A 22,310-nucleotide genomic window follows, 5' to 3' on the forward strand; every position below is an offset into this window, starting at 1 on the left:
TCTCAAGCGGTTCGAAGGGCGCTCGCCAGTTGCTCCGGCAGGGCGTCGACGGCGGCGCGTTGGGCACGGCGGTCGCTGTTCAAAGGGATGTCGTAGGTGATGCGGGCGCCATAGGCGCCGGGGGCGTGCGGGTCGAGGCGGACCTTGTCGAACACCAGCAGACGGGTGCCGAGGCTGAAGCCTTCGGACAGGTCGTGGGTGACCATGAATACGGTCAGTTGCGTCTCGCGCCACAGCTCCAGCAGCAGCGCGTGCATGTCCTTGCGAATGCCCGGATCGAGCGCGCCGAACGGTTCGTCGAGCAGCAACACGCGCGGTTTCATGATCAACGCCTGGGCGATCGCCAGCCGCTGTTGCATGCCGCCGGACAGTTGCGCCGGGTACTTGTCCAGCGCATGGCCGAGGCCGACTTTTTGCAGCAGCGCCGTGGCCTGTTCGCGGGCGTCGCGTTTGGCGCTGCCGAACAGACGCCCGAGCAGTGGCGCCCGGGGCAGTTCGAGGCCGAGGGCGACGTTGTCCAGCACGCTCAAGTGCGGGAACACCGAGTAGCGCTGGAACACCACGCCACGGCTGGCATCCGGTTCGCGGGCCAGTGGCTGGCCGTCGAGCAGAATCTCGCCGCGACTGGCGGTTTCCTGACCCAGTAGCAGGCGCAGGAAGGTCGATTTACCGCAGCCCGAAGCTCCGACCAGCGTGCAGAACTCACCCTCGTTGACGTTGAGGTTCAGCCCTTCGAGCACCACTTGGTCGGCGTATTGCTGCCAGACGTTTTTCACTGTGATGAAGCTCATTTGGCTGCTCCCTCATACCAGGGGAATGCACGCCGGGTCAGGCACTTGAGGCCCCAGTCCATCAGCCAGGCGAGCAGGGTGATCCACACCACGTACGGCAGAATCACATCCATCGCCAGGTAACGACGCACGAGGAAAATCCGGTAGCCCAGACCGTCGGTGGAGGCGATCGCCTCGGCGGCGATCAGGAACAGCCACGCCGAACCGAGCATCAGCCGCAGTGAAATCAGCAGACGCGGCAACAGCTGCGGCAGAACCACACGCAGCATCAGGGTCCAGGTCGAGGCGCCGAGGGTCTGCGCCTTGATCAGCAGTTCGACCGGAATGTCCCGCGCGCGCTGTTCCAGATCTCGGGCGAGAGCCGGGGTGATACCGATCACGATCAGCATCACCTTCGACAGCTCGCCGAGGCCGAAGACGATGAACAGAATCGGCAGGATCGCCAGGGGTGGCACCATCGATAACACCGTCAGCATCGGCGACAACGGTGCGCCGAACAGCGGCAGGGTTCCGGCCGCGATGCCCAGGCACAGCCCGGCCAGCGCGGCGATACCGAGGCCGAAGGCCAGTCGTTGCAGGCTCGCGGCGGTGTCCTGCCAGAGCAGATATTCACCGGTGCGGCTGTCGGCATTGAATGCCAGGCGTTTAACCGCATCGGTCATCTGCACGGCACTGGGCAGCAGTTTGTCGTTGGGGTTCTCCGCCAGACGTTCGGCCGAGCCCATGAAATAGGCGAACAGCACCAGGGCGAACGGCAGGATCACCAGCAGCAGACGACTGGGGCGATCCGGGTGGCGATTGATCAGGCGCATGGCCAAATCCTCCGTGGCTTACAGCTTGGCGTCGGCGGCCATCTGCACGTAGGTCGGATCGAAACGCAGCTTGAGATTGGCGGTGTCGCCGCTGGTCACGCCGTTGGCGAACGCCATGCCGACCGCACTGGTGTCTTTCGCGCCTTCGCCGAGCAAACCGTGCTCAAACGAAAACTCGGCGACCCTGCGCATGGTTTCCGGCAGTTGCTTGCTGGTGGCGAACGCCAGGGCTTCTTTGGGGGTGGCGAACAGTTTGGTGGTGTCCAGTTGCGCCTGGAATCCGGCCAGGTCGGTGCCCGAGGCCTTGGCCATGTGCTCCAGCGCGGCTTTGCTCGCAGCGTTTTTTGCGTTCATCAGCTCGACCACTTCGAACCACGCGCCGGTCAGCGCCTTGCCCAGGGCCGGGTTGTCTTTGAGGGTGGCGCTGTTGACCACCATCATGTCCATGATTTCGCCGGGGATCTGGCTGGAATTGAAGACTTCGGTCACGCCGGGTTTGGCCTTGATGTCCGAGAGCATCGGGTTCCAGGTGGTGACGGCGTTGACCTGCTCGGTGTTGAAGGCGGCAGAAATGTCGGCGTCGGAGGTGTTGACCACTTTCAGGTCTTTCTCGGTCAGGTCGACGGAGTCCAGCGCGCGGGCCAGCAGGTAATGCGAGACCGACAGTTCGACCAGGTTGACGTCCATGCCCTTGAGGTCGGCAACTTTCTTGCCCTCGCCTTTGAGAACGATGCCGTCGTTGCCGTTGGAGAAATCGCTGACGATCAGCGCGGTGCTGTCGACGCCGCCGGCGGCCGGGATGGTCAACGCGTCCATGTTGGTCATGGTGCAGCCGTCGAACTGACCGGCGGTGTACTGATTGATCGATTCGACGTAATCGTTGAGTTGGACTACGTCGATCTTGATCCCGTATTTCTTCGCCCATTTATCGACGATGCCCTGGCTGCCGGCATATTCCCATGGCATCCAGCCGGCGTAGATCGTCCAGCAGACACTGAAGTGGTCTTTCTGCGCGGCGGGGGATTGGGTGCTGACGAGCGCGGCGAACGTGGCGGCGAGCAGGGCGGGCAAACGTAGTCGGGACATGGTGGCTTCTCCAGTTGATCGAGGGCGGACAGGAAGGCAACGCGGCACCGCGAACGGTGGCTTGTCTCCCGGGCTTTTGTCCCGCCGTGTAACCTCAACTGGAGGTCGCCAACTCTCGGACCAGCCACTCGCAGATGCGAGCCGGAACCCTAGTCAGCCATTGCAAATTGTGGTGCCGCGAACCTGTGATGACTCCTGCACGGGTTTGCTAAAGCGAGAGGCGTGCCAAGTCGCGGCGAGCCTTCTGCGACGCGGCTTGCGGGTGGAGGGGTTCGGATGGCAGGTGGCGGCGACGCTTTGTGTTGGTGCGCGCCTGCACCGTGATGCAGCGCGATGGCCGCTGATCCGATGCTCGGTGGGGCGTGGGCACTCGGTAGCGGTCAGCCAGTCAAACGTGATGTCAGCCGGTCTGTGCCGACTGCTGTCACAGGTCTTTCAGGAGGCCGCCATGCGTATTTCAAAATTGCTGCGTTGGGTGCTGCCGGGAGCAGTGCTCGGTCTGGGGCTGTCCGGTTGTTACTACTACGCCGGCGGCTACGATGTTTATTCCTCGCCCTATTACTATCCCGGCTATTACTCGCCCTATTACTACGGTGGTTATTACGGTCCGCGCTACTACGGCGGTGCCCGCTATTACTACGGCGGTTATGGCTATCGCGGCGGCTATGGACGGGGTTATCACGGCGGTGGATACCACGGTGGGCACCACTAATCAGCGGCTGAATGAAGGCGTTTTTGGATGAACAAGGTTTCATGAAGTACTTGTTTCAAGTTGTTGCAGAAACGCACCAGATGCCGAAAACGCTGTCTGATTTTTCGTCAGTCGCCGAATAAAAGACTGACGCCTGCCAGCGTCGCTGGTGTGGCTACCCGCGGTCCAGGAGGCCGCCATGTATCGCCGAATTCTTCTGTTTACCGTGATGCTTTTTTCCCTTGGCGGATGCGTCCCTTATTCCTACGGAGATGGCTACTACAGCTCAGAGGTCTACACATCGCAGGCACCTTCGTATTACAGCGGTGGCACTTATTACACCGGCGGCAGCACGTACTACTCGGCGCCGCGCTACTACCAGCCAGCACCGCGCTATTACCAACCGGCTCCACGCTATTACTCGGCGCCTCGTTATTACCAACCGGCCCCGCGCTACTATGAGAGCCGTCGCTGGCACGGTCATGATCGCGGACGCTGGGATGACCATCGCCGCGGTGGCTGGGATGATCGTCGGGGTCGCGGCAACTACGACCGTCACAGCGGACGCGGCGATTACAACCGGCACGGCAACCGCTGGTAACCCCTCGCAAAAAAGCGGCGCATTGAGCGCCGCTTTTTTTGTGCCTGCTTTTTGTGCTGGTGTGGATCGCACCATCTCCTAGGGGGTTCTCGGATCCCTCCTACAGTTTTACTTCTGAACATTTGTTAGCGTTTGTATGCACATGTTGATGTTGAAAAACTTCAATTTCATGGAGGTGTATAAGCGCGGGATATTGCTCAGATATGAATCTTCTTATCATTCATCAGAATTTTCCCGGTCAGTTTCGTCATGTGGCGTTGGAAGCATTGCGCAGACGTTTGGGAGTTATTGCAATTGGACGCGATACAGCGCCAGGTATTGCCGGGGTAAGGTTATTTCGATACCGACCATCAAGGCATATGGCTAATGGCGTTCATGGCTATTTGCATAGATATGAAGAGGCCGTTTCGGACGGGCAACAAGTTCAACGAATATTGAAGAGGCTCAGCCAGGCAGGCTTTCGGCCTGATGTGATTCTTGCCCATCCGGGGTGGGGTGAAACGCTATTCGTCAAAGATGTTTACCCCGATGTGCCGCTAGTTCATTTCTGTGAGTACTATTACCGAGCGCGTGAGGCAGACTCTGGTTTCGATCCTGAGTTTCCCTGTGCGATGGATGCGTCCTCAAGGCTTAGAGTCTTGAATTCGATGCATCTCCTGAATATTGAGCAGTGCGATGCCGGGATTGCACCTACACAATGGCAGCGCAGTCTTTTTCCGAAAATATATCAGTCGAAAATTCGTGTCATTCATGAAGGCATTGTTCAATTTTCCGAATCAGAAAAGGTCGAGTCTGTAACGCTGCCGAGTGGGCGCGTGATAAAAGCAGGTCAGTCTATCGTGACTTATGTCGCCAGAAACCTCGAACCGTACCGAGGCTTTCATAGTTTTATGAGATCCATTCCCTATATCCATGAAAAGTGCCCCAGTGCACAGGTTGTTGTAATCGGTGGTGATGGTGTCAGTTATGGGCGGATGCCCATTGGATACCCCAACTGGCGAAGCAAGATGATTGCGGAGGTGGATATTGATATTTCCAATGTTCACTTTGTTGGGAAGTTGCCTTATCAAACATACAGATCGGTTCTGGGTCTTTCAAAGGCTCACGTGTATTTGACGTATCCGTTCGTACTGTCGTGGTCTCTGTTGGAAGCAATGGCTTCTGGCTGTGTTGTCGTAGGTTCAAATACCGCTCCCGTACAGGAAGTTGTCGAAGATGGAGTCAGCGGGATGCTTGTTGATTTTTTTGACGCTGAAGAAATCGCCTCGGCAGTTTGCAGGGTTATAACTTCTCCCGGTGAGTTTGACTCAATGAAGGAAGCGGCGAGGTTGACGGCAAACAAATTCGATGTGGTTAAGGGTGTAAGCGGATACTTTGATGTGTTTAAAAGCTTAACGGATGGTGGTCGCGTCGAGTGATGGGTTAGTCATTTTAAAATGGAGATTTGAAATGCTTAAGATGTCTCGCAAGGAAGTTTTTCGCCAGTGCGGAAGGGGAATTAAATATGGAGTGTTACTAGCGATCTGTTATTGGGTCGTTGATTTCTGTATCCGATGGGAGGAGGCCGCAGAAGCGCGGGCGATTTATCAGAAGAAACAAGGGGCGTGCAGCAGGAAGCTGGCGGGTATGGAGCAGGTTCCGATACTTGGCGGCAGTCTTCTGGACCGAACAAAGATTCCCGGGTTTCATTTTGGATCGACATTAAGGAGCGACGGTTCCTGTATTGCCGATCTTCTTGATGGCTCATTCTGGTGGACGGGAAAAGAACTGTTTCCTGTGTATGAAACTCTTGGGGTAGAACCACCCAGCAGCTGGACGCATTACCACGTTACCGCCAGGCTTTTCACCAGAGGGAATACCACGGCACCGCACAATATGGGCGGGCGGCATGTGAGTTGGCCGGATGAACTGATTGTTAAGCTGAAAAATTATCCAGGCCTGGAACTTTGGCTTACCGCGCCTCCACCCAGTATCAAAAATGAATTCTCTGTTCGAATTTTTGTTATGCCCGACTGGCGCCGGCGTGATGGAACACCACGGAAGATAAATTGTATTGGTTTAAATTCGCCCGAATCTAAAGCTTCTGCCAGTGGTTTGAGTAAAGCATATCTTTTGAAAATGAATAAGGAGCAGTTGGAGAATTTGGAGTTTGGGAGTTTACGTACGTATTGCACGGTCGAGTTGCACCATTTCGACTTTGCAGGTGGGGATGCTCGTATACATTTGGGTACCGAGGGCTTGCGGGGTGCTCCAGAAGCGCTTAAGGCTGTCAGCGACTATCTTTCACATTCAATTATTACAGGGAAATGAATATGAGCTATATATTCAGTGGTTTGGAAAAGTTGGAAATTTTGCAGGCTGCAAATATTTGTGAGGGAATGAAATTCAATGTCGAGGAGGAAGAGTATTTTGCGATGGCAGTGGAGGGGCGAAACTGCGCTGTACTTTATCGTACATTGTCGAATATTTTGGGTGGGAAATTCTTAGGCGGTTCTGCGTTCGATGAGAGCGTAATGGGCATTTTTAAAGATGCCAAACTCTGGCTCGATGTAGCAATTGATGCAAATGGCGGAGTGGGCGCTTATTCTGCATTGATCCGAGCTTATACCCTGCGGCAGGGGGAGTTAAGGTTAAATAAAAAAATCAGCGATTCGAAGATGCAACAGTCATCTAATCAGGTGGCTGTCAATCTCATGAATACGTTGATAAAAGGCTCCGTTGAGCATGATTTGGCTCCATGGACTGTGCCCTCCATAAGCCAAATTGCAGAAATCGATGCGAGCGCTATTGGTAAAGTATTATTTCGTGAAGATGTTGATGAAATTGATACAGCTACCAGTCGTAATGCGGGATGGTCTGGAACAATCGGCTTCAGCCTGTTGGGTGGAGAAAAACCATATGAAACTTGGAGGTTGATCTCCGCCGGTGATCCGGATTCCCATATAAAAGGGAATCATCATCTTGCCAAGTTAAACAGGCTTGATGACCTAAAGAATGTTCTGTTTGTCGTGGACTCATACAGTGTTGCATTGCAGGCAGTGATTAAAAACTTCGGGTCGAATATGGTTGAAAGCCTGTTTTCAGTTCTGCCCGAACAAATAAATATCGCTCTCGCCAGTGGCAGCATCAATCCACTGATTCAGCATGTGGTGAAAGGTACGCCCATCTCACCTATTGTCAGCCTGATATTGCGATATAACCTGAATGATTTCTTTGACATGCTCAGGCGAACCTACGACGGAAACTCGGCCGCCACGCCTACCACCGACGAAACCTTCGCCTCCAATGCCTACACATTTTTCTCCGCACTTTCTCCGTCTCAATCGCAAAGCATCGTTACCAGAACCATTGGCGAGTATGGCAGTGCCAAGGACTGGGCAACGTTGGCCAGTCAGGCAACGCCAATCGGCGCCGCGTTACGCAATTCCCTCAAGCAACTAAGCGAAATCGTGATTGAGCGGGCCGACGGTTTTTCCGGACGCGGCCTGGAGCTTTACGACCCAGAAACGGGCGAGGGCTTCATCACTGAACAGTGGCTTGCCGATCGCTCTGAAATGCTGGCCCGGCTGATTGCGCGAACCAATGGATCGTTCGGTCGAAATACTGTCCAGACCTTTTCCTATTCGGATCTGGCTTCGGGCAAACAGGCCCTTATGACCACCGGCGTCTCAAACCCTCTGGTCATGTTTGGTGATGACGGCGGACGATCATTTGGTGGCGGGACAAATACCGATCATCTTTACGGCGGTGGCGGCAACGATTCAATCAGTGGGCTGTCCGGTAATGACTTTATCCAGGGAGCTCGCGGCAATGACTCTTTAACAGGAGGCGATGGCAATGATGCGTTGTACGGTATGGCCGGTGATGATGTGTTGGTGGGTGGCAAGGGTAACGACTCTCTCGCTGGTGGGCCAGGTAACGATCGGTATGAGTTCTCCAGCGGAGATGGAATCGACGAAATTTTTGATGCGCACGTTGGGGGCGGATTGCTGATAAATGGACTTCCGATCCCACCTCTCGAACGCAGTGCTCCGCTCAGCAATATCTGGCTTACGGAAGATCGAGCCATCAGCTTGACGCTCATTGAAGATCAGGCTGAAAACACGCTGAACATTAAATACGGACTGAGTGATCTCATCGTCGTGAAGAACTTCAATCCGGGGATGCTCGGCATTGATCTTCCTGATTACCAGGACCAGGCGTTCCCCGCTCCCGATCTGGTCCTTCAAGGCGACTGGAAAATTAAAGATAACGACCCCAATGTTCGCGGAGATCAGCCTTCTTACGATGAGTTGGGCAACGCTTTGCTTTTGCCCAATGTTAAACAGAGGAACAAAGCGGACCTGCTTTACGGATCACCGAAAGATGACCTCATCGTTGGTCTTGGCGGGTCTGATCGACTGTTCGGCAAAGAAGGCAACGATCGTTTATTCGGTGACAAGCAGACGACGCTGGAAAATGCATTTGCCGATGCAACAAAAGGAAAGGCTAGCCGTGGCGATTGGCTGGATGGTGGGCAGGGTGATGACCTGCTTGTCGGCACTGTCTCGCGAGACGTGCTGCTCGGCGGCAACGGTCGAGACACGCTGATTGGGGGAGCAGGTGATGACAATTTGTCCGGTGATCAAACAACCGGTGCACATGAGCAAAATTGGACAGTCAAGCGCATCGACGTTCCACTCAGTGATGGCGTCATCAGCATGCGTAGCGTCTTTGACAAATTTTCATTGAATAGTCCCACCGAGGGCGGTGACGACATCCTCTATGGGCAGGGTGGCCGGGATTTTATCAATGGCGGCAGGGGAGATGACCTGCTCGATGGCGGAAGTGACGACGACACACTGTACGGCGAAGAGGGTAATGACACGCTGGCTGGCGGGAGTGGCAATGACACATTGCAAGGAGACAACCTCGATTGGGGTGGCGGTCTCGACAGCCGCCATCATGGCAACGATTTGTTGGCGGGAGGCAGTGGCGATGACTACCTTGATGGCAATGGTGGTGGCGACGTGTTGTACGGAGGCAGCGGCAATGACGTTCTGAAAGGTGATGACGACGTACTGCGAGGCGTTTCGGGTGTTGCCGCAGACTTTTTCGGAAGTGATTTTCTGGATGGCGGCGAGGGAAATGACACCCTTTGGGGCGGCGGTGCCGGTGATTCGCTTTTCGGTGGCAGCGGTAACGACGAATTGGTCGGTGATTACCATGAACACCCGATTCGTTATCACGGTGATGATTATCTCGATGGCGGTGCGGGTGACGACACACTCCGTGGCTTGGGTGGCTCCGACACACTGATAGGCGGATCAGGCGCCGACGCTCTGGATGGCGATGAGCCCAACTTGAAAGCGGGCGGAACCAACGATGACCACATTCAAGGTAATTCAGGAAACGATACGCTCTGGGGTGGTTTGGGCGCCGATACGCTTTTGGGCGGTGCCGATGATGACCTTTTGGTGGGGGACTACGAGCAAACATCCGAAGCAGAACATGGCGCCGATTTTCTTGACGGCGGCTCAGGCAACGACACTTTGCTGGGCAGTGGTGGAAACGACACGCTGGTTGGCGGGGAGGGAGTCGATTATTTGCGCGGCGGCCCTGGCGATAACGTGTTTGAGGGTGGTGCCGGCAACGATTATCTGGAAGGGATGCAGGGTAACGATGTTTTCTACTTCGGAGTGGGTGATGGACTGGATGTTGTTACCGATACAGGTGGCAACAATGTCGTAAGTTTTGGTGATGGATTTTCTGCGGAGAACTTGCAGGCCAAGATCGTCAATCTTGATGTGGGCACGGCGTTGCGGCTGTCGAATGGTATTGGTGACGCGCTTCTGATTCTTCACCATGAAAAGTGGGCAGGTTCGACGTTCAGGTTCAGCGACGGCGTGATCCTGAATTTCCAGGATGTAATCAAATTAACGGTGCAACCGGTAGATATAACGGATCTGTCTACGACAGTTGCTGCGGTACCCGATCCCGAAAAAAAGCAGGACATTGAGAGTGAGAGCGAAGCAGTCGTCCAGACACTGCCCGATGACTTAGCCGCTTCTACTGAGAGGGAAGGCAGTGAAACGGGTCGTCACACCCGGTGGGATAGCCTTTTTCTTTCGGAACTGAACACAAAGCGCTCAGCGGCCCGGCAGGCATCAGGATTTGCACTGAACGATCAGGGTGTTTGGGTTAGAAGTCATATTGCTACCGACAAAAGTGGCTATGCCATCAGCGCCGAACTGATCCATGAGGACGTTGAAGCCGGAGTCTTTTCCAATACACCTGAGTGGATGGGGGCGATTGCCGCTGACGCTGTGGTGACTGAAAGGCAGTCAAATTCTGCAACGAAAACCACGTTCAAGTTTGTAAAAGCAGAAACTGCGCAATTACCGAAACAAAAGCCAAAATATTACCCGTCTGGCTCCAGTTATTCGGGGTTCTCGTTCAACGTGGGTGATGTTGTAGTCGAAGATATAGACCACTCGGGCGCTATTCTGGGGTGGTACGTGTACCCCGCTGGCAGTTTTGAAAATCATGAAATTGTTCGTAAAGCGTTTCGCTGGAGCTCTACTACCCAAACGATCAAGCATAAAGTTGTTCATGGTAATGACGCTGGCGGCAGGGTAAATCTCGAAGTGGGAAATCTCTTTCATGGCGGTGCAGGAGATGACTTGGTGGTTACCTATGCTGGTTCAGTGCTTAAGTACGGCGGGGTGAGCGACAGGATCCCAGGCGCATTTTTATCAGCTGGCGCAGGCAACGACACACTGCTCGGCTCCGCGGGTGCCGATTATTTGATCAGTGGGCCGGGAGAAGATTGGCTTTACGGCGAAAACGGTCCCGACACTTACATAGTTGAAGCGCATGATGGCGCAACCACCATTATTGCCGACGTTCTTGACCCTGTTTTTTTGCGCCCCGAGGTTGGAGCCTCTGGGTGGCATGAAGAGTTTGGGGGGCTTGATATTGATACCGTCGTTCTTCCGGAAGAGGCGAAACCAGATAAGTTGAAACTAACCTGGGGTGCTGTGTTGGTTGAGGCGGTAAATATTGAACTGTCACCCACCCCACCGCGTGGGGCTCATCGTCAACCGCCTCGAGCCCAGATGCTGTAAACCACACTCGATATCGAATGGGGCGGAACTCAAAAAGTACGAATCGTTTTGCCCAATCCGAACGATCTCAGTGGTTCCGGAATTGAAAGGGTGAGGTTTGCTGATGGCTCGAGCATCAATTTTAAAGACGTCGTTAGCCGCTTAGGCATTGCCCCCGATACTTATCATCATGGCATCACCGTTCAGTACGCTACTCAGGTTAAGTCTTTTCGAGACAACCGTTTTCTACCGCTCGTGGGCGGTCGCGGTAATGACACCCTCAGCGGCACTGGTGAAATAAGAGGGATGCAAGGAGATGATCTGCTCGGCGGTGGCTCAGGTGATGAAGTGCTTTACGGTGGGCCGGGCAATGACACCTTGTCCGGTGGCGGGGGCAATGATGTTTATAAATATGATGGGCTTGGGCGAGACCTGGTAATCAATGCCGGCGGCGGAACTGACGGTATAGATTTTTCGGAGGTCGGACTGTCGATTGGTCAACTCAAGTTCCACCGTGAACGGAATGATCTCGTCATCGTAGTGAGTTATGGCATGTCTCCATAGGTTCGTGTCTCCGAACACTTTTCAGGAGGCGATGCCGCTATCAGCTTCATCAGCGTTCAAGGAGAAGAGGGCGCTGTTAAAAATTACACGGCGAACCAGCTCACTGAGCTTTTGCACCCTCTACCTCCCTTACGGGACGTAGAGGATATCTTGCCGAGAAATGATGAAGAGGCGTTGCGGGCAATGAAGGAAATAATCGCGTTTTATGAGTTGAATATTTGATCGCAGATAGTTTCGCAACGGGCTCAAACTTCCCGCGACAGAGCCCAAAAGACTGCCATCGCGGGTAACGATAGGTTCTAGTATTGCGACAGATCCGCCAACGGATGCCGCCCCTCCCACACCTTGTGAAAGTGCGCCTCGACCACCGCGTCCGGCACCCGGGCGATGTCCGGCCAGTGCCAGTGCGGTTTGTGGTCCTTGTCGATCAGTCGTGCCCGGACCCCTTCGCTGAACTCCGGATGCCGGCAGCAATTGAGGCTCAGGGTGTATTCCATCTGAAAGACTTCGGCCAGTGACAAGTGGCGGGCGCGGACGATCTGTTCCCAGACCAGATGCGCCGTCAGTGGCGAGCCTTCGCTCATGGTTTTCGCGGCACGGGCAATCAACAGATCGCTGCTGTCGCGATGCAGGCTGAGGGCTTTCCAGGCGCAGGTCACGTCGCTGACGTCCAGCCATTCATCGATCTGCTGCCGACGCGGCAGCCATTGCGCCTCAGGCATTTGCGCCACGGCTTCCTGCTGCAGCGCCTTGAGCAGGCTGTTGAGCTGCATGGCGGTCTGTTCCTGCCAGTTCAACTGCAACAAACCGTCGATCAGTTCCTGCTGCTGTTCGTCGCGCAGGAAGCGATCGGCCAGATCCAGATCAATCGCATCGCGACCGTTCAAGTGTGCGCCGGTCAAACCCAGGAACAAACCGAGCTTGCCCGGCAGTCGTGACAGAAACCAACTGGCGCCGACATCCGGGTACAGGCCGATGCTGATTTCCGGCATCGCCAGTCGACTGCTCGGCGTGACGATCCGGATGCTCGCGCCTTGCAGCAGGCCCATGCCGCCGCCGAGCACATATCCATGGCCCCAGCAGATCAGCGGCTTCGGGTAGGTGTGGAGGCTGTAGTCCAGCCGATATTCAGCATTGAAAAACTGCGCGGCCAGCGGCGGAACCTCGCCGGGATGGGCGCGACAGGCTTCCACCAGGCTGCGCACTTCGCCACCGGCACAGAAGGCCTTGGCGCCGTTACCGCGCAGCAGCACGCAGACGATTTGCGGCTCCTTGGCCCAGGCGTTCAGTTTGTCGCTCAGGGCGTGGATCATCGGCAGGGACAGCGCATTGAGCGACTTTTCGGCATCCAGCGTGGCCACGCCGATGCGCGCGCCGTCGGTGCCGGTGAGTTCTTCGAAGTGCAGATTCATCGTGACCTCGATCGGGAATTTGAACGATCAGTATGATCGCTGTGTGGGAAAGTGCCGGATCTGCGTCAGATCAATTGACAAGCGTGGTCGGCTTTCCTAGGGTTCGCCCCACTGATTTTGCCGGGTATGACCATGACTGCTGACGACCGTATCAAACTCGAACCGAGCTGGAAGGAGGCACTGCGTGCCGAATTCGACCAGCCCTACATGGCAGAGTTGCGCACTTTTCTGCAGCAGGAGCGGGCGGCCGGCAAGGAAATCTATCCGCCGGGACCGCTGATTTTCAATGCGTTGAATTCGACGCCGCTGGACAAGGTGAAAGTGGTCATCCTCGGCCAGGATCCGTACCACGGCCCGGGCCAGGCCCACGGCTTGTGTTTCTCGGTGCAACCGGGCGTGCCGGCGCCGCCTTCGCTGGTCAACATCTATAAAGAGTTGAAGCGCGACCTGAACATCGACATTCCCAACCACGGCTACTTGCAGAGCTGGGCGGATCAGGGCGTGCTGATGCTCAACACCACCATGACCGTAGAGCGCGCCAACGCCAATGCGCACAAGGACAAGGGTTGGCAGTTCTTCACGGACCGGATCATTGAGGTGGTCAGTCAGCGGCAGCCGCATCTGGTGTTCATGCTCTGGGGTTCCCATGCCCAGAGCAAACAGAAGCTGATCGACGCCACCAAGCATCTGGTGTTGACCTCGGTGCACCCGTCGCCGCTGTCGGCCTATCGCGGCTTTCTCGGTTGCGGGCATTTCAGCCGCACCAACAAGTTCCTGGAGCAGAACGGCGAAGCGCCGATCGAGTGGCGTCTGCCGTCGGTGGTCTGATGCTCAGGGCTGGCGGTTAATCTCGTTCCCACGTCGAGGCGTCCGCGTGGGAACGATCAAAACCGGATCAGGCTTCGGGATTACGGTTCCAGTACTTGAACAACGGTTCCGCCAGAAACAACACGAACAACAACCGCATCACCTGCATCGCCGTCACCAGCGGCACTGACAATTGCAGGGTTTCTGCCGTCAGGCTCATCTCGGCGATTCCGCCGGGCATCATGCCCAGGGTCAGCGATCGCAGATCCAGATGGGTCATGGCACTCAGTCCCAACGCCGCCAGTGTCGCGATCAACATGGTCAGCGCCGTGCCGATCAACGTCCGTCCCATGAACGACGGTGCCCGGCGGAAGAACTGCCGGTTGAAGTGACAGCCCAGACCGCTGCCGATCAGCCACTGGCCGATCTGACTGCCGCCATTGGGCAGACCGATGTGCAGATCCCAGCCGATGCTCACTGCTGCGCTGACCAGCAGCGGGCCGAACAGCCATGGGTTGGGTTGACGCAAACGTTGCCAAAACCAGGCGAGCAGGCCGCCCGCCGGAAAAAGAATCGCCAGCCAGCGCCAATCGACGCTGCCGGCGTGAGAAATCGGTGCGCCATCGCCCAGCAGATATTTGAATGCCGCCGGCACACACAGCACCACCACCAGCACCCGCAAGCTCTGCCCGGCCGCGACATGGCTGAGCATCGCGCCGTTGCGTGCGCCGAGGTTGACCATCTCGCCGGAGCCGCCGGGCATGCTGGAGAAGAATGCCGTGGCGCGATCCTCACCGGTGCGGCGCATCAGCCACACGCCGACCACCGCCGACAGGCTGGTGACCAGCGCGCCGAAAAAGATCAGGCCGAAGTGGCTCAGTACCTGCTCCATCACCAGCGGGGTGAAGTGCAGGCCGATGCCGATCCCGACGATCCACTGGCCGCATTTGCGGCCGCCAGGTATTTCGGTCAATTGCCACGGGGTCAGGCAGCGCACCAGGATGATCGCCAGCAACGAGCCGACCATCCACGGCAGCGGCCAGCCGATCTGGCTGGCGATGTAACCGCCAAGCAGACCGACCAGCGGGGTTCCCCACCACGTTTTAAGGGAGAGCCGATCAGACATCGGCGATAGCGCGTTGCGCGGCCGAGCGTTTGCGCCAGATGCGCAGCAGTGGCATCAGCAACATGATCGCTGTAAGCACCCAGACACCGAAGGTGATCGGGCTCGACCAGAGGATGTCCAGCGCACCGTTGGAGATCGACAGTGCACGGCGCAGGTTCTGCTCCATCAGACCACCGAGGATGAACCCCAGCAGGACCGGCGACAGCGGGAAGTCCAGTTTGCGCAGGATGTAGCCGAAGATGCCGATGCCTACCATCAGGAACAGGTCGAACGTGGTCGCGTGCACGGCGTAGACGCCGATCCCGGTAATGATCGCGATCACCGGCACCAGTGCCCAGTTCGGTACAGCGAGGATGCGGGTGAAGATACGGATCATCGGGATGTTCAGGATCACCAGCATGATGTTGGCGATGAACAGCGAGGCGATCAGGCCCCAGACGATGTCCGGTTGTTGCTGGAACAGCAGTGGGCCCGGAGTGATGTTGTACAGCGACAGGGCGCCAATCATCACCGCCGTGGTGCCCGAACCCGGAACGCCGAGGGTCAGCATCGGCACCAGCGCGCCGCAGGCGGAGGCACCGATAGCGGTTTCCGGCGCAGCGAGGCCGCGCGCGTCGCCCTGACCGAACTTGCCGCTGGCTCCGGCGATGCGTTTCTCGGTCATGTAAGCAACGGCGCTGGCCAGGGTCGCGCCAGCACCCGGCAACACACCCATGATGAAACCGAGCAGGCCGCAACGGATGTTCACCACGAACACCGAAGCCGCTTCCTTGAAGTTGAACATCATCCGGCCGGTGGCTTTTACCGCTTCCTGGCCGCGATGGGTTTTTTCAAGCAACAAGAGAATTTCGCTGACCGAGAACAGGCCCAGTACCAGCACCACGAACTGAATGCCGTCAGTCAGGTGAATGTTGTCGCCGGTGAAACGGTACACGCCACTATTGGCGTCGATGCCGACGCTGGACAGGAACAGGCCGATCAACGCCGCGATGAAGGTTTTCAGCGGTCGGTCACCGGCCATGCCGCCCAGGCAGACAATCGCGAACACCATCAACACGAAATATTCCGCCGGCCCGAAGGCAATCGCCCATTTCGCCAGCAGCGGCGCGAACAGCACCATGCCGCAGGTGGCGATGAAGGCGCCGATGAACGAACTCCATGCCGACAACGACAGCGCCACGCCAGCCAGGCCTTTGCGGGCCATCGGGTAGCCGTCGAGAGTGGTCATCACGGTGGAGGCTTCGCCGGGGATGTTCAGCAGAATCGAACTGATCCGGCCGCCGTATTCGCAGCCCAGATACACCGCTGCCAGCAGGATCAGAGCCGATTCCGGTGGCAAGCCGAGGGCGAATGCGATGGGGATCAGCAGCGCTACGCCATTGATCGGCCCCAGACCCGGCAACAAGCCGACCACGGTGCCGATCAGCGTGCCGGTCAGGGCCGTGACCAGGTTGTACGGGCTCAGCGCGACGCCGAAGCCCTGACCCAAATAACCGAGAGTATCCATATCAGTTCTCCAGAACGTCGAGCAGGCCGAGGGGCAGCGGAACGTCCATCAAACGGTCGAACAGCAGGTAAAGACCTACGGCCATCAGGCTGATGATCACCACACTCGGCAACCAGCGGCCGCCGTACAGTCGGGCCATTGGTACGCCGATGATGATGCTGGCGACGATGAAACCAAGGGGTTCGAAAGTGCCGGCGAACACCAGCAGCAGGGCCACGCAGATGCCGATCTTGGTCAGGGTTTCGCGGTCCAGTGGCGGCTCGTCGTCGCTGTGCTTGATGGGCGCTGGACGAAAAACCATGTACAGCAACGCCAGGCCCATCAGGCCGAGCATCAGCAATGGAAACGCCCGGGGGCCGACCGGTTCGTAGGAAAACGCCGCCTGGTAAGGCCACGCCATCAGTGCCAGGCCGACGCAGGCCAGCAACAGCACCGAGGCAAAAATGCGTTGAATAAGCATGAGGGAACTCCTGCCATGGCCCCGGTGAAAGGGCCATGGACGCTAGACAGAGACGATCACTGAATCAGGCCGAACTCTTTGGCCAGCACCTTGTAGTCCGCCACTTGCTTCTTGACGTAGGTGTCCAGCTCGGGACCGGTCATGGCGAACGGGAAGAGTTCACGCTGATCGCGCAGCTTGGCGAAGTCGTCGGAGGCCAGCAGTTTGTCGAAGGAGGCTTTCCACCAGGCGTAGTCTTCATCGCTGACTTTCGGCCCGAGGTAGAAACCGCGCACCACCGGCCAGACGATGTCGTAACCCTGTTCGCGGGCAGTCGGGATGTCTTTCATTTCCGGCTCGTCCAGGCGTTTCTCGGCAAACACGGCCAGCAGGCGCATGTCACCACTCTGGATGTGCGGCATGGAGTCGGAGATGTCGGTACTGCCAACCTGGATGTGGCCGCCGAGCAGGGCGGTAGCGATCTCGCCGCCACCTTCGAGGGCGACGTAGCGCAGGTCGCGCGGGTTGATCCCGGCGGCTTTAGCGATCAGTGCGGTCTGCATCCAGTCCTGGCTGCCGACGGTGCCGCCGGAGCCGATGACCACGGAGCTCGGATCTTTCTTCAGCGCTTGCACGAGATCGTCGAGGGTTTTGTAGGGGGAGTCGTTTTTCACCGCGATGGCGCCGTAGCTGGTGCCGACCGCCGCCAGCCAGCGCACGTTGGTTTCATCGAACCGACCGAACTTGCCTTGGGCCAGGTTCAACAGCGAACCGCTGGACCACGCCACCAAAGTGCCCGCATCAGCCGGACGCTGCGCCACGACGGCGTTGTACGCCACCGCGCCGACACCGCCGGGCATGTAGGTCACGCGCATCGGTTTGGTCAGCAGTTTTTCGTTGACCAGCGCGCTTTGCGCCAGTTTGCAGGTCAGGTCGAAACCGCCGCCGGGGGAGGCGGGGGCAATGCATTCCGGACGTTTGGGTTCGGCCATCAGTTGGCCGGCGAACAATACGCAACCGGCGGCGAGGGCGAAACGGCGCAGGGATCGGTTCATGAGTGTCTCCATGGGAGTTGTTGTTTTTGGGGATATTTCAGGTGCGGCAGTTTCGCGCGTGCAGGCTGACAGGCTCAGACCCGGACGGGTTGAACGCCGCGCAGCCGACGATGGCGCTGACAAGCGAAAACGGGGAAATACGAGAGGAAGAATGAAACGGGTCAACCTGAAGCTGTGTGGACAGCATGATGCAGTACCTCGTTATTGTTCTTATTGGCGAAAACGCATCGTGGCGTTTTTCGAGAGCTACGTTTTGAAGCTATGGTGCAGGAACGGAGAAAACGGCGAAGGTCGGCAGTCGGGACCCTCGGTGAAGCGACTGTAACGGCCCAACCTTTCGCTAACCTTTCAGTATTCTTTCGCGTGTTTTCGGGCTTCACAGTGGCGGTTGCGGCTGTAAACTCCGCCGCAAAGAATGGCGTCGGCCATCCCTGAATGAGGTAGAGATCCATGCGTGTCCTGCTCGTCGAAGACCATTTGCCGCTGGCCGAAAGCGTTGCCCAGGCGCTCAAGAGCACCGGTCTGACCGTGGATGTCTTGCACGATGGCGTTGCTGCCGACCTGGCCCTGGGCAGCGAGGAATACGCGGTGGCGATCCTTGATGTCGGCCTGCCGCGCATGGACGGTTTTGAGGTGCTGGCGCGCCTGCGGGCCCGGGGCAAGAACTTGCCGGTGCTGATGCTGACCGCCCGTAGCGACGTCAAGGATCGGGTCCATGGGCTCAATCTTGGGGCCGACGATTACCTCGCCAAGCCGTTCGAACTCACCGAACTCGAAGCGCGGGTTAAAGCCCTGTTGCGCCGCAGCGTACTCGGCGGCGAACGTCAGCAACGTTGCGGCGTGCTGGCCTACGACCTCGATACCCGGCGCTTCACCCTCGGCGAAGAACTGCTGACGCTGACCTCCCGCGAGCAGGCGGTGCTCGAAGCGTTGATTGCCCGTCCGGGAAGGGTGATGAGCAAGGAGCAACTGGCTGCTCAGGTATTCGGCCTCGACGAAGAGGCCAGCCCCGACGCCATCGAAATCTACGTGCACCGCCTGCGCAAAAAGCTCGACGGCCATTCAGTGGCCATCGTGACCTTTCGCGGTCTGGGCTATCTGCTGGAAAGCCGCGATGCATAAGCCCAGCAGTCTGCGCTGGCGGTTGGTGTGGAACCTCGCGCTGCTGCTGGTGGTGTTGATGCTCGCCAGCGGATTGAGCGCGTACTGGAACGGTCGCGAAGCCGCCGACACCGCCTACGACCGCACACTTCTCGCGTCAGCACGGACCATCGCCGCCGGTCTGTCCCAGCGCGATGGCAGTCTCAGTGCCGACGTGCCTTATGTGGCGCTCGATACCTTCGCTTACGACAGCGCCGGGCGCATCTATTACCAGGTCAACGACATCAACCAGAAGTTGATTTCCGGCTACGAAAACTTGCCGGGCCCGCCGCCGGGCACACCGAGAACCGACAGCTATCCCGCCTTGGCGCGCTTTTACGACGCGAAATATCAGGGGCAGAACGTGCGCGTGGTGAGTTTGCTCAAGGCAGTGAGCGAACCGAACATGAACGGCATGGCGGAGATTCGCGTTGCCGAAACCGACGAGGCGCGCGTCAGCATGGCCCGCAGTCTGGCGGCCGATACGCTGCTGCGGCTCGGGATGCTGGCGATTGGCGCGTTGTTGCTGGTGTGGTTTGCGGTGAGTGCGGCGCTGCGGCCGATCGAGCGTTTGCGCACGGCAGTGGAAGAGCGTCAGCCCGATGACCTGCGGCCCTTGCCTTTGGTCGAAGTGCAGCACGAGTTGTGGCCATTGGTGCGAGCGCTCAATCACTTTACCGAGCGCCTGCGCGGGCAGTTCGAGCGGCAGGCGCAGTTCATCGCCGATGCGGCCCACGAGTTGCGCACGCCACTGGCGGCGCTCAAGGCGCGGCTTGAACTGGGCTTGCGCTCAAACGAGCCGCAGACCTGGCGCGACACGTTGGAATCTTCGGCGCAAAGCACGGATCGCCTGACCCATCTGGCCAACCAGTTGTTGTCGCTGGCCCGCGTGGAAAACGGCGCCCGGGCGATTGCCGAGGGCGGTGCGCAGTTGCTCGATCTGAGTCAGTTGGCGCGTGAACTGGGCATGGCCATGGCGCCGCTGGCCCACGCGCGGGGTGTCGCGCTGGCGCTGGAGGCGGACGAGCCGGTCTGGCTGCGTGGCGAGCCGACGTTGCTCAACGAGTTGTTGAGCAATCTGGTGGATAACGCGCTGGCGCACACGCCGCCGGGCGGCAACGTGATCCTGCGGGTCACGGCGCCGGCGGTGCTGGAGGTTGAAGACGATGGGCCGGGCATTCCGCTGGAGGAGCGGGATCGGGTGTTCGAACGCTTTTACCGGCGCAACCAGCAGGTGGCCGGTTCCGGGCTCGGGCTGGCGATCGTCGGGGAAATCTGCCGCGCGCATCTGGCGCAGATCAGTCTGCACGATGGGGAACAGGCGGGTTTGAAGGTGCGGGTGAGTTTTGTCGCCGGTTGATCAGTAGAACATCGACCGCGATTCTTCCAGATCGGCGCACAGCGCCTTGTTTTCCGGATCGATGCCGAGCTTGCGGAACGCCGGCACGCTGAACGGATCGATGCGGGCCATCGGGTGGTCGGTGTCCTTGTGGCAATACAGGCTGGCCACTTGCACGATGTCGACGTAATCGATCTGTTGCGATTCGCGCTTGAGGTCCTCATACAGACCCGGCAACTCCACCAGACGCTCGGGGAATTCCCAGACCCGCAGCAGCTTGTCGCCGAGCAGCGGGTGAATGTGGTCGATCACATGGTTGAGGCTGACCGGATCGGACAGCAATTCGTAGTGGTCTTCAGCGTAGGTCAGGATCGGCAGCACGCCGATCTGATGAACCAGTCCACCGAGCGCGGCCTGATCGGGTTTGAGTTGGGTGTAGCGGCGGCACAGGGCGTAGCTGACGCCGGCGATCTCCAGACTCTTGCGCCAGACTTCGCGCATCTTTTGTTCGACCACGTCGGAGCGGGCGTGGAAGATCTGCTCCATCACCAGACCGATCGCCAGATTGCTGCTGTAATTGACGCCGAGCCGAGTGATGGCGGTGTGCAGGTCGGTGACTTCCTGAGTGGCACGCAGCAGCGGGCTGTTGACCACTTTGATCAGGCGCGCCGACAACGCTGTGTCGCGGCCGATCACTTTGCTCAGGTCGCTGACGCTGATGTCCGGATCTTCAGCGGCCTTGCGAATCTGCAGAGCCACTTCCGGTAACGTTGGCAGAACCAGGTCATCGTTATCGATGGCCTCAACCAAATCCTGTTGGACCTTATCCGCCAGCTCACTCATGTCGTTTCTCTAGGGTGTTGCAACAAATGCTGCGATCAACGCTGGATTTCGCGGTCGCGATCCAGTTCGTAAGGCAGGTCGAGCAAGTGCAGCGCCGGGCCTTCGGCTGCGCCCAGATGCAAATCGCCTGCGTCGGCAGCTTCGGCCTGCAACACCGCCAGCAGTTCAATATTCTTTTCGGCACGGGCAGCCAGTACCACTTCGCCGATGGAGCTGCCGTGGCTCGGGGCGAACAGCGGGGTTCCCGGCTCCGGCAATTCGCTGGCGTCCAGTTGCACGCGGTACAGGCGACGCTTGAGTTTGCCCAGGTACTGCATGCGCGCGACGATTTCCTGACCGGTGTAGCAGCCTTTCTTGAAACTCACGCCGCCGACGGCCTGCAGATTGAGCATCTGCGGGATGAACAGCTCGCGGGTGCTCGGCATTACCTGGCCGATCCCGGCGCGGATCTGGCCCAGCAGCCATTGATTGAGTTCGGCTTCGCTCAAGTGCGCGGACAATTTGCCTTTGACGGTGTCAGCCTGATCGGCGGGCACCCAGAGTTCGGCACGGTTCGGGGAGACGCGAATCGCGATCAGACCTTCGTGGCGAGCCACGCTGTCGGTTTCTGCCGGCAGTTCCAGGCCCAGACTGCTCAGGGCCGCATCGCCATGATCGAGGCCGAAGCGCACCCAGGAGGCGCTTTCGTCGGTCAGTTTCGATTTGGAGAACACGGCGTACTTTTTCAGATCCGCCAGTTGCGGCTCCAGCAGCTCGCCGGCCATCGCCAGCAGCACGCCGTCGCCTTCCAGCACGATGCGGAAACTCGACTGCATGCGGCCTTTCTGCGTGCAGCGTGCACCGAGGCTGGCCTGGGTTTCGCTCAGATAATTGATGTTGCAGGTCAGTTGGCCTTGCAGGAATTTGCCGGCATCCGCGCCGCGAACCGCGAGAACGCCTTCATGAGAGAGGGTGCAGAAAAAAGCAGAATCGGCCATGGGTCATCGCAGGGTAAATAGACTGGGGCACATCA

20 protein-coding genes and 1 riboswitch are annotated in these 22,310 nt (G+C 58.1%); of the genes, 10 read left to right on the forward strand and 10 right to left on the reverse strand.

Annotation, left to right across the window (positions count from 1 at the left end):
• Positions 1 to 2: 2 nt before the first annotated feature.
• The 3 genes from CAF79_RS23730 to CAF79_RS23740 are packed head-to-tail and all read right to left on the reverse strand — an operon-like array spanning position 3 to position 2,689.
• Complete coding sequence (locus CAF79_RS23730; RefSeq protein WP_085700579.1) at positions 3 to 791, reverse strand: ABC transporter ATP-binding protein; 789 nt, start codon at positions 789 to 791, stop codon at positions 3 to 5.
• The gene (locus tag CAF79_RS23735) at positions 788 to 1,603 is read right to left on the reverse strand and encodes an ABC transporter permease (RefSeq protein ID WP_085700580.1); all 816 of its coding nucleotides are present in this window, start codon (positions 1,601 to 1,603) and stop codon (positions 788 to 790) included. The genes CAF79_RS23730 and CAF79_RS23735 overlap by 4 nt, the downstream gene beginning before the upstream one ends.
• 18 nt (positions 1,604 to 1,621) lie before the next feature.
• On the reverse strand, positions 1,622 to 2,689 hold the full coding sequence (locus tag CAF79_RS23740) for a putative urea ABC transporter substrate-binding protein (protein ID WP_085700581.1): 1,068 nt from the start codon (positions 2,687 to 2,689) through the stop codon (positions 1,622 to 1,624).
• Between the two features lie 63 nt (positions 2,690 to 2,752).
• Positions 2,753 to 2,853, reverse strand: a riboswitch (guanidine-I (ykkC/yxkD leader).
• 284 nt (positions 2,854 to 3,137) lie between these two features.
• On the opposite strand from CAF79_RS23740, the gene CAF79_RS23750 reads away from it, so the two are divergent.
• The 6 genes from CAF79_RS23750 to CAF79_RS29610 all read left to right on the forward strand — a co-directional run bounded on the left by CAF79_RS23750 (position 3,138) and on the right by CAF79_RS29610 (position 11,630).
• Positions 3,138 to 3,401 carry a hypothetical protein gene (locus CAF79_RS23750; protein ID WP_085700677.1) on the forward strand — a complete coding sequence of 88 codons (264 nt, stop codon included), beginning with the start codon at positions 3,138 to 3,140 and terminating at the stop codon, positions 3,399 to 3,401.
• A 178-nt stretch (positions 3,402 to 3,579) separates the two neighbouring features.
• Positions 3,580 to 3,981: a hypothetical protein gene (locus CAF79_RS23755; protein ID WP_085700582.1), complete on the forward strand. Its 402-nt coding sequence runs from the start codon at positions 3,580 to 3,582 to the stop codon at positions 3,979 to 3,981.
• A 203-nt stretch (positions 3,982 to 4,184) separates the two neighbouring features.
• Positions 4,185 to 5,399, forward strand: a complete 1,215-nt coding sequence (locus CAF79_RS23760; RefSeq protein WP_085700583.1) for a glycosyltransferase family 4 protein — start codon at positions 4,185 to 4,187, stop codon at positions 5,397 to 5,399.
• A gap of 31 nt (positions 5,400 to 5,430) precedes the next feature.
• Positions 5,431 to 6,291, forward strand: coding sequence for a hypothetical protein (locus CAF79_RS23765; protein ID WP_085700584.1), 861 nt, complete (start codon positions 5,431 to 5,433; stop codon positions 6,289 to 6,291).
• Between the two features lie 2 nt (positions 6,292 to 6,293).
• Positions 6,294 to 11,087, forward strand: coding sequence for a calcium-binding protein (locus CAF79_RS23770; protein WP_170929779.1), 4,794 nt, complete (start codon positions 6,294 to 6,296; stop codon positions 11,085 to 11,087).
• A 48-nt stretch (positions 11,088 to 11,135) separates the two neighbouring features.
• Positions 11,136 to 11,630, forward strand: coding sequence for a hypothetical protein (locus CAF79_RS29610; RefSeq protein WP_139832625.1), 495 nt, complete (start codon positions 11,136 to 11,138; stop codon positions 11,628 to 11,630).
• Positions 11,631 to 11,929: 299 nt separating this feature from the next.
• Here CAF79_RS29610 and CAF79_RS23775 read toward each other — a convergent pair whose 3' ends face one another.
• Positions 11,930 to 13,042 carry an enoyl-CoA hydratase/isomerase family protein gene (locus tag CAF79_RS23775; RefSeq protein WP_085700585.1) on the reverse strand — a complete coding sequence of 371 codons (1,113 nt, stop codon included), beginning with the start codon at positions 13,040 to 13,042 and terminating at the stop codon, positions 11,930 to 11,932.
• Between the two features lie 132 nt (positions 13,043 to 13,174).
• Between CAF79_RS23775 and ung the strand changes: the two genes are divergently transcribed.
• Positions 13,175 to 13,870, forward strand: coding sequence for a uracil-DNA glycosylase (ung, locus tag CAF79_RS23780; protein ID WP_085683353.1), 696 nt, complete (start codon positions 13,175 to 13,177; stop codon positions 13,868 to 13,870).
• A 67-nt stretch (positions 13,871 to 13,937) separates the two neighbouring features.
• On the opposite strand, the gene CAF79_RS23785 is transcribed toward ung, so the two are convergent.
• The 4 genes from CAF79_RS23785 to CAF79_RS23800 are packed head-to-tail and all read right to left on the reverse strand — an operon-like array spanning position 13,938 to position 17,976.
• A complete protein-coding gene (locus tag CAF79_RS23785) occupies positions 13,938 to 14,975 on the reverse strand; it encodes an AbrB family transcriptional regulator (RefSeq protein ID WP_085700586.1) in 1,038 nt (345 codons plus the stop codon).
• Positions 14,968 to 16,482 carry a tripartite tricarboxylate transporter permease gene (locus tag CAF79_RS23790; RefSeq protein ID WP_085700587.1) on the reverse strand — a complete coding sequence of 505 codons (1,515 nt, stop codon included), beginning with the start codon at positions 16,480 to 16,482 and terminating at the stop codon, positions 14,968 to 14,970. The genes CAF79_RS23785 and CAF79_RS23790 overlap by 8 nt, the downstream gene beginning before the upstream one ends.
• Position 16,483: 1 nt before the next feature.
• Entirely contained in the window at positions 16,484 to 16,942 is a 459-nt protein-coding gene (locus CAF79_RS23795; protein WP_085700588.1) for a tripartite tricarboxylate transporter TctB family protein, read from the reverse strand.
• 56 nt (positions 16,943 to 16,998) lie between these two features.
• Entirely contained in the window at positions 16,999 to 17,976 is a 978-nt protein-coding gene (locus CAF79_RS23800; RefSeq protein WP_085700589.1) for a tripartite tricarboxylate transporter substrate binding protein, read from the reverse strand.
• On the opposite strand from CAF79_RS23800, the gene CAF79_RS29220 reads away from it, so the two are divergent.
• The 3 genes from CAF79_RS29220 (at position 17,975) to CAF79_RS23810 (ending at position 20,476) form a co-directional block, all read left to right on the forward strand.
• Positions 17,975 to 18,301, forward strand: a complete 327-nt coding sequence (locus CAF79_RS29220; protein WP_170929780.1) for a hypothetical protein — start codon at positions 17,975 to 17,977, stop codon at positions 18,299 to 18,301. The genes CAF79_RS23800 and CAF79_RS29220 overlap by 2 nt on opposite strands.
• Before the next feature lie 125 nt (positions 18,302 to 18,426).
• Positions 18,427 to 19,098, forward strand: a complete 672-nt coding sequence (locus CAF79_RS23805; protein ID WP_085683189.1) for a response regulator — start codon at positions 18,427 to 18,429, stop codon at positions 19,096 to 19,098.
• Positions 19,091 to 20,476, forward strand: coding sequence for a sensor histidine kinase (locus CAF79_RS23810; protein WP_085683188.1), 1,386 nt, complete (start codon positions 19,091 to 19,093; stop codon positions 20,474 to 20,476). Before CAF79_RS23805 ends, CAF79_RS23810 begins: the two co-directional genes overlap by 8 nt.
• Here the strand turns inward: CAF79_RS23810 and CAF79_RS23815 are convergent, their stop codons facing one another.
• Together CAF79_RS23815 and CAF79_RS23820 are read right to left on the reverse strand one after the other, a co-directional pair.
• Positions 20,477 to 21,298: an HDOD domain-containing protein gene (locus CAF79_RS23815; protein WP_085700590.1), complete on the reverse strand. Its 822-nt coding sequence runs from the start codon at positions 21,296 to 21,298 to the stop codon at positions 20,477 to 20,479. It lies immediately after the preceding gene.
• Between the two features lie 35 nt (positions 21,299 to 21,333).
• On the reverse strand, positions 21,334 to 22,275 hold the full coding sequence (locus CAF79_RS23820) for a folate-binding protein YgfZ (protein ID WP_085700591.1): 942 nt from the start codon (positions 22,273 to 22,275) through the stop codon (positions 21,334 to 21,336).
• Positions 22,276 to 22,310: the final 35 nt, after the last annotated feature.

Origin of the sequence: Pseudomonas sp. B26(2017) (assembly GCF_002113045.1) — a bacterium.
Classification (GTDB): Bacteria; Pseudomonadota; Gammaproteobacteria; order Pseudomonadales; family Pseudomonadaceae; genus Aquipseudomonas.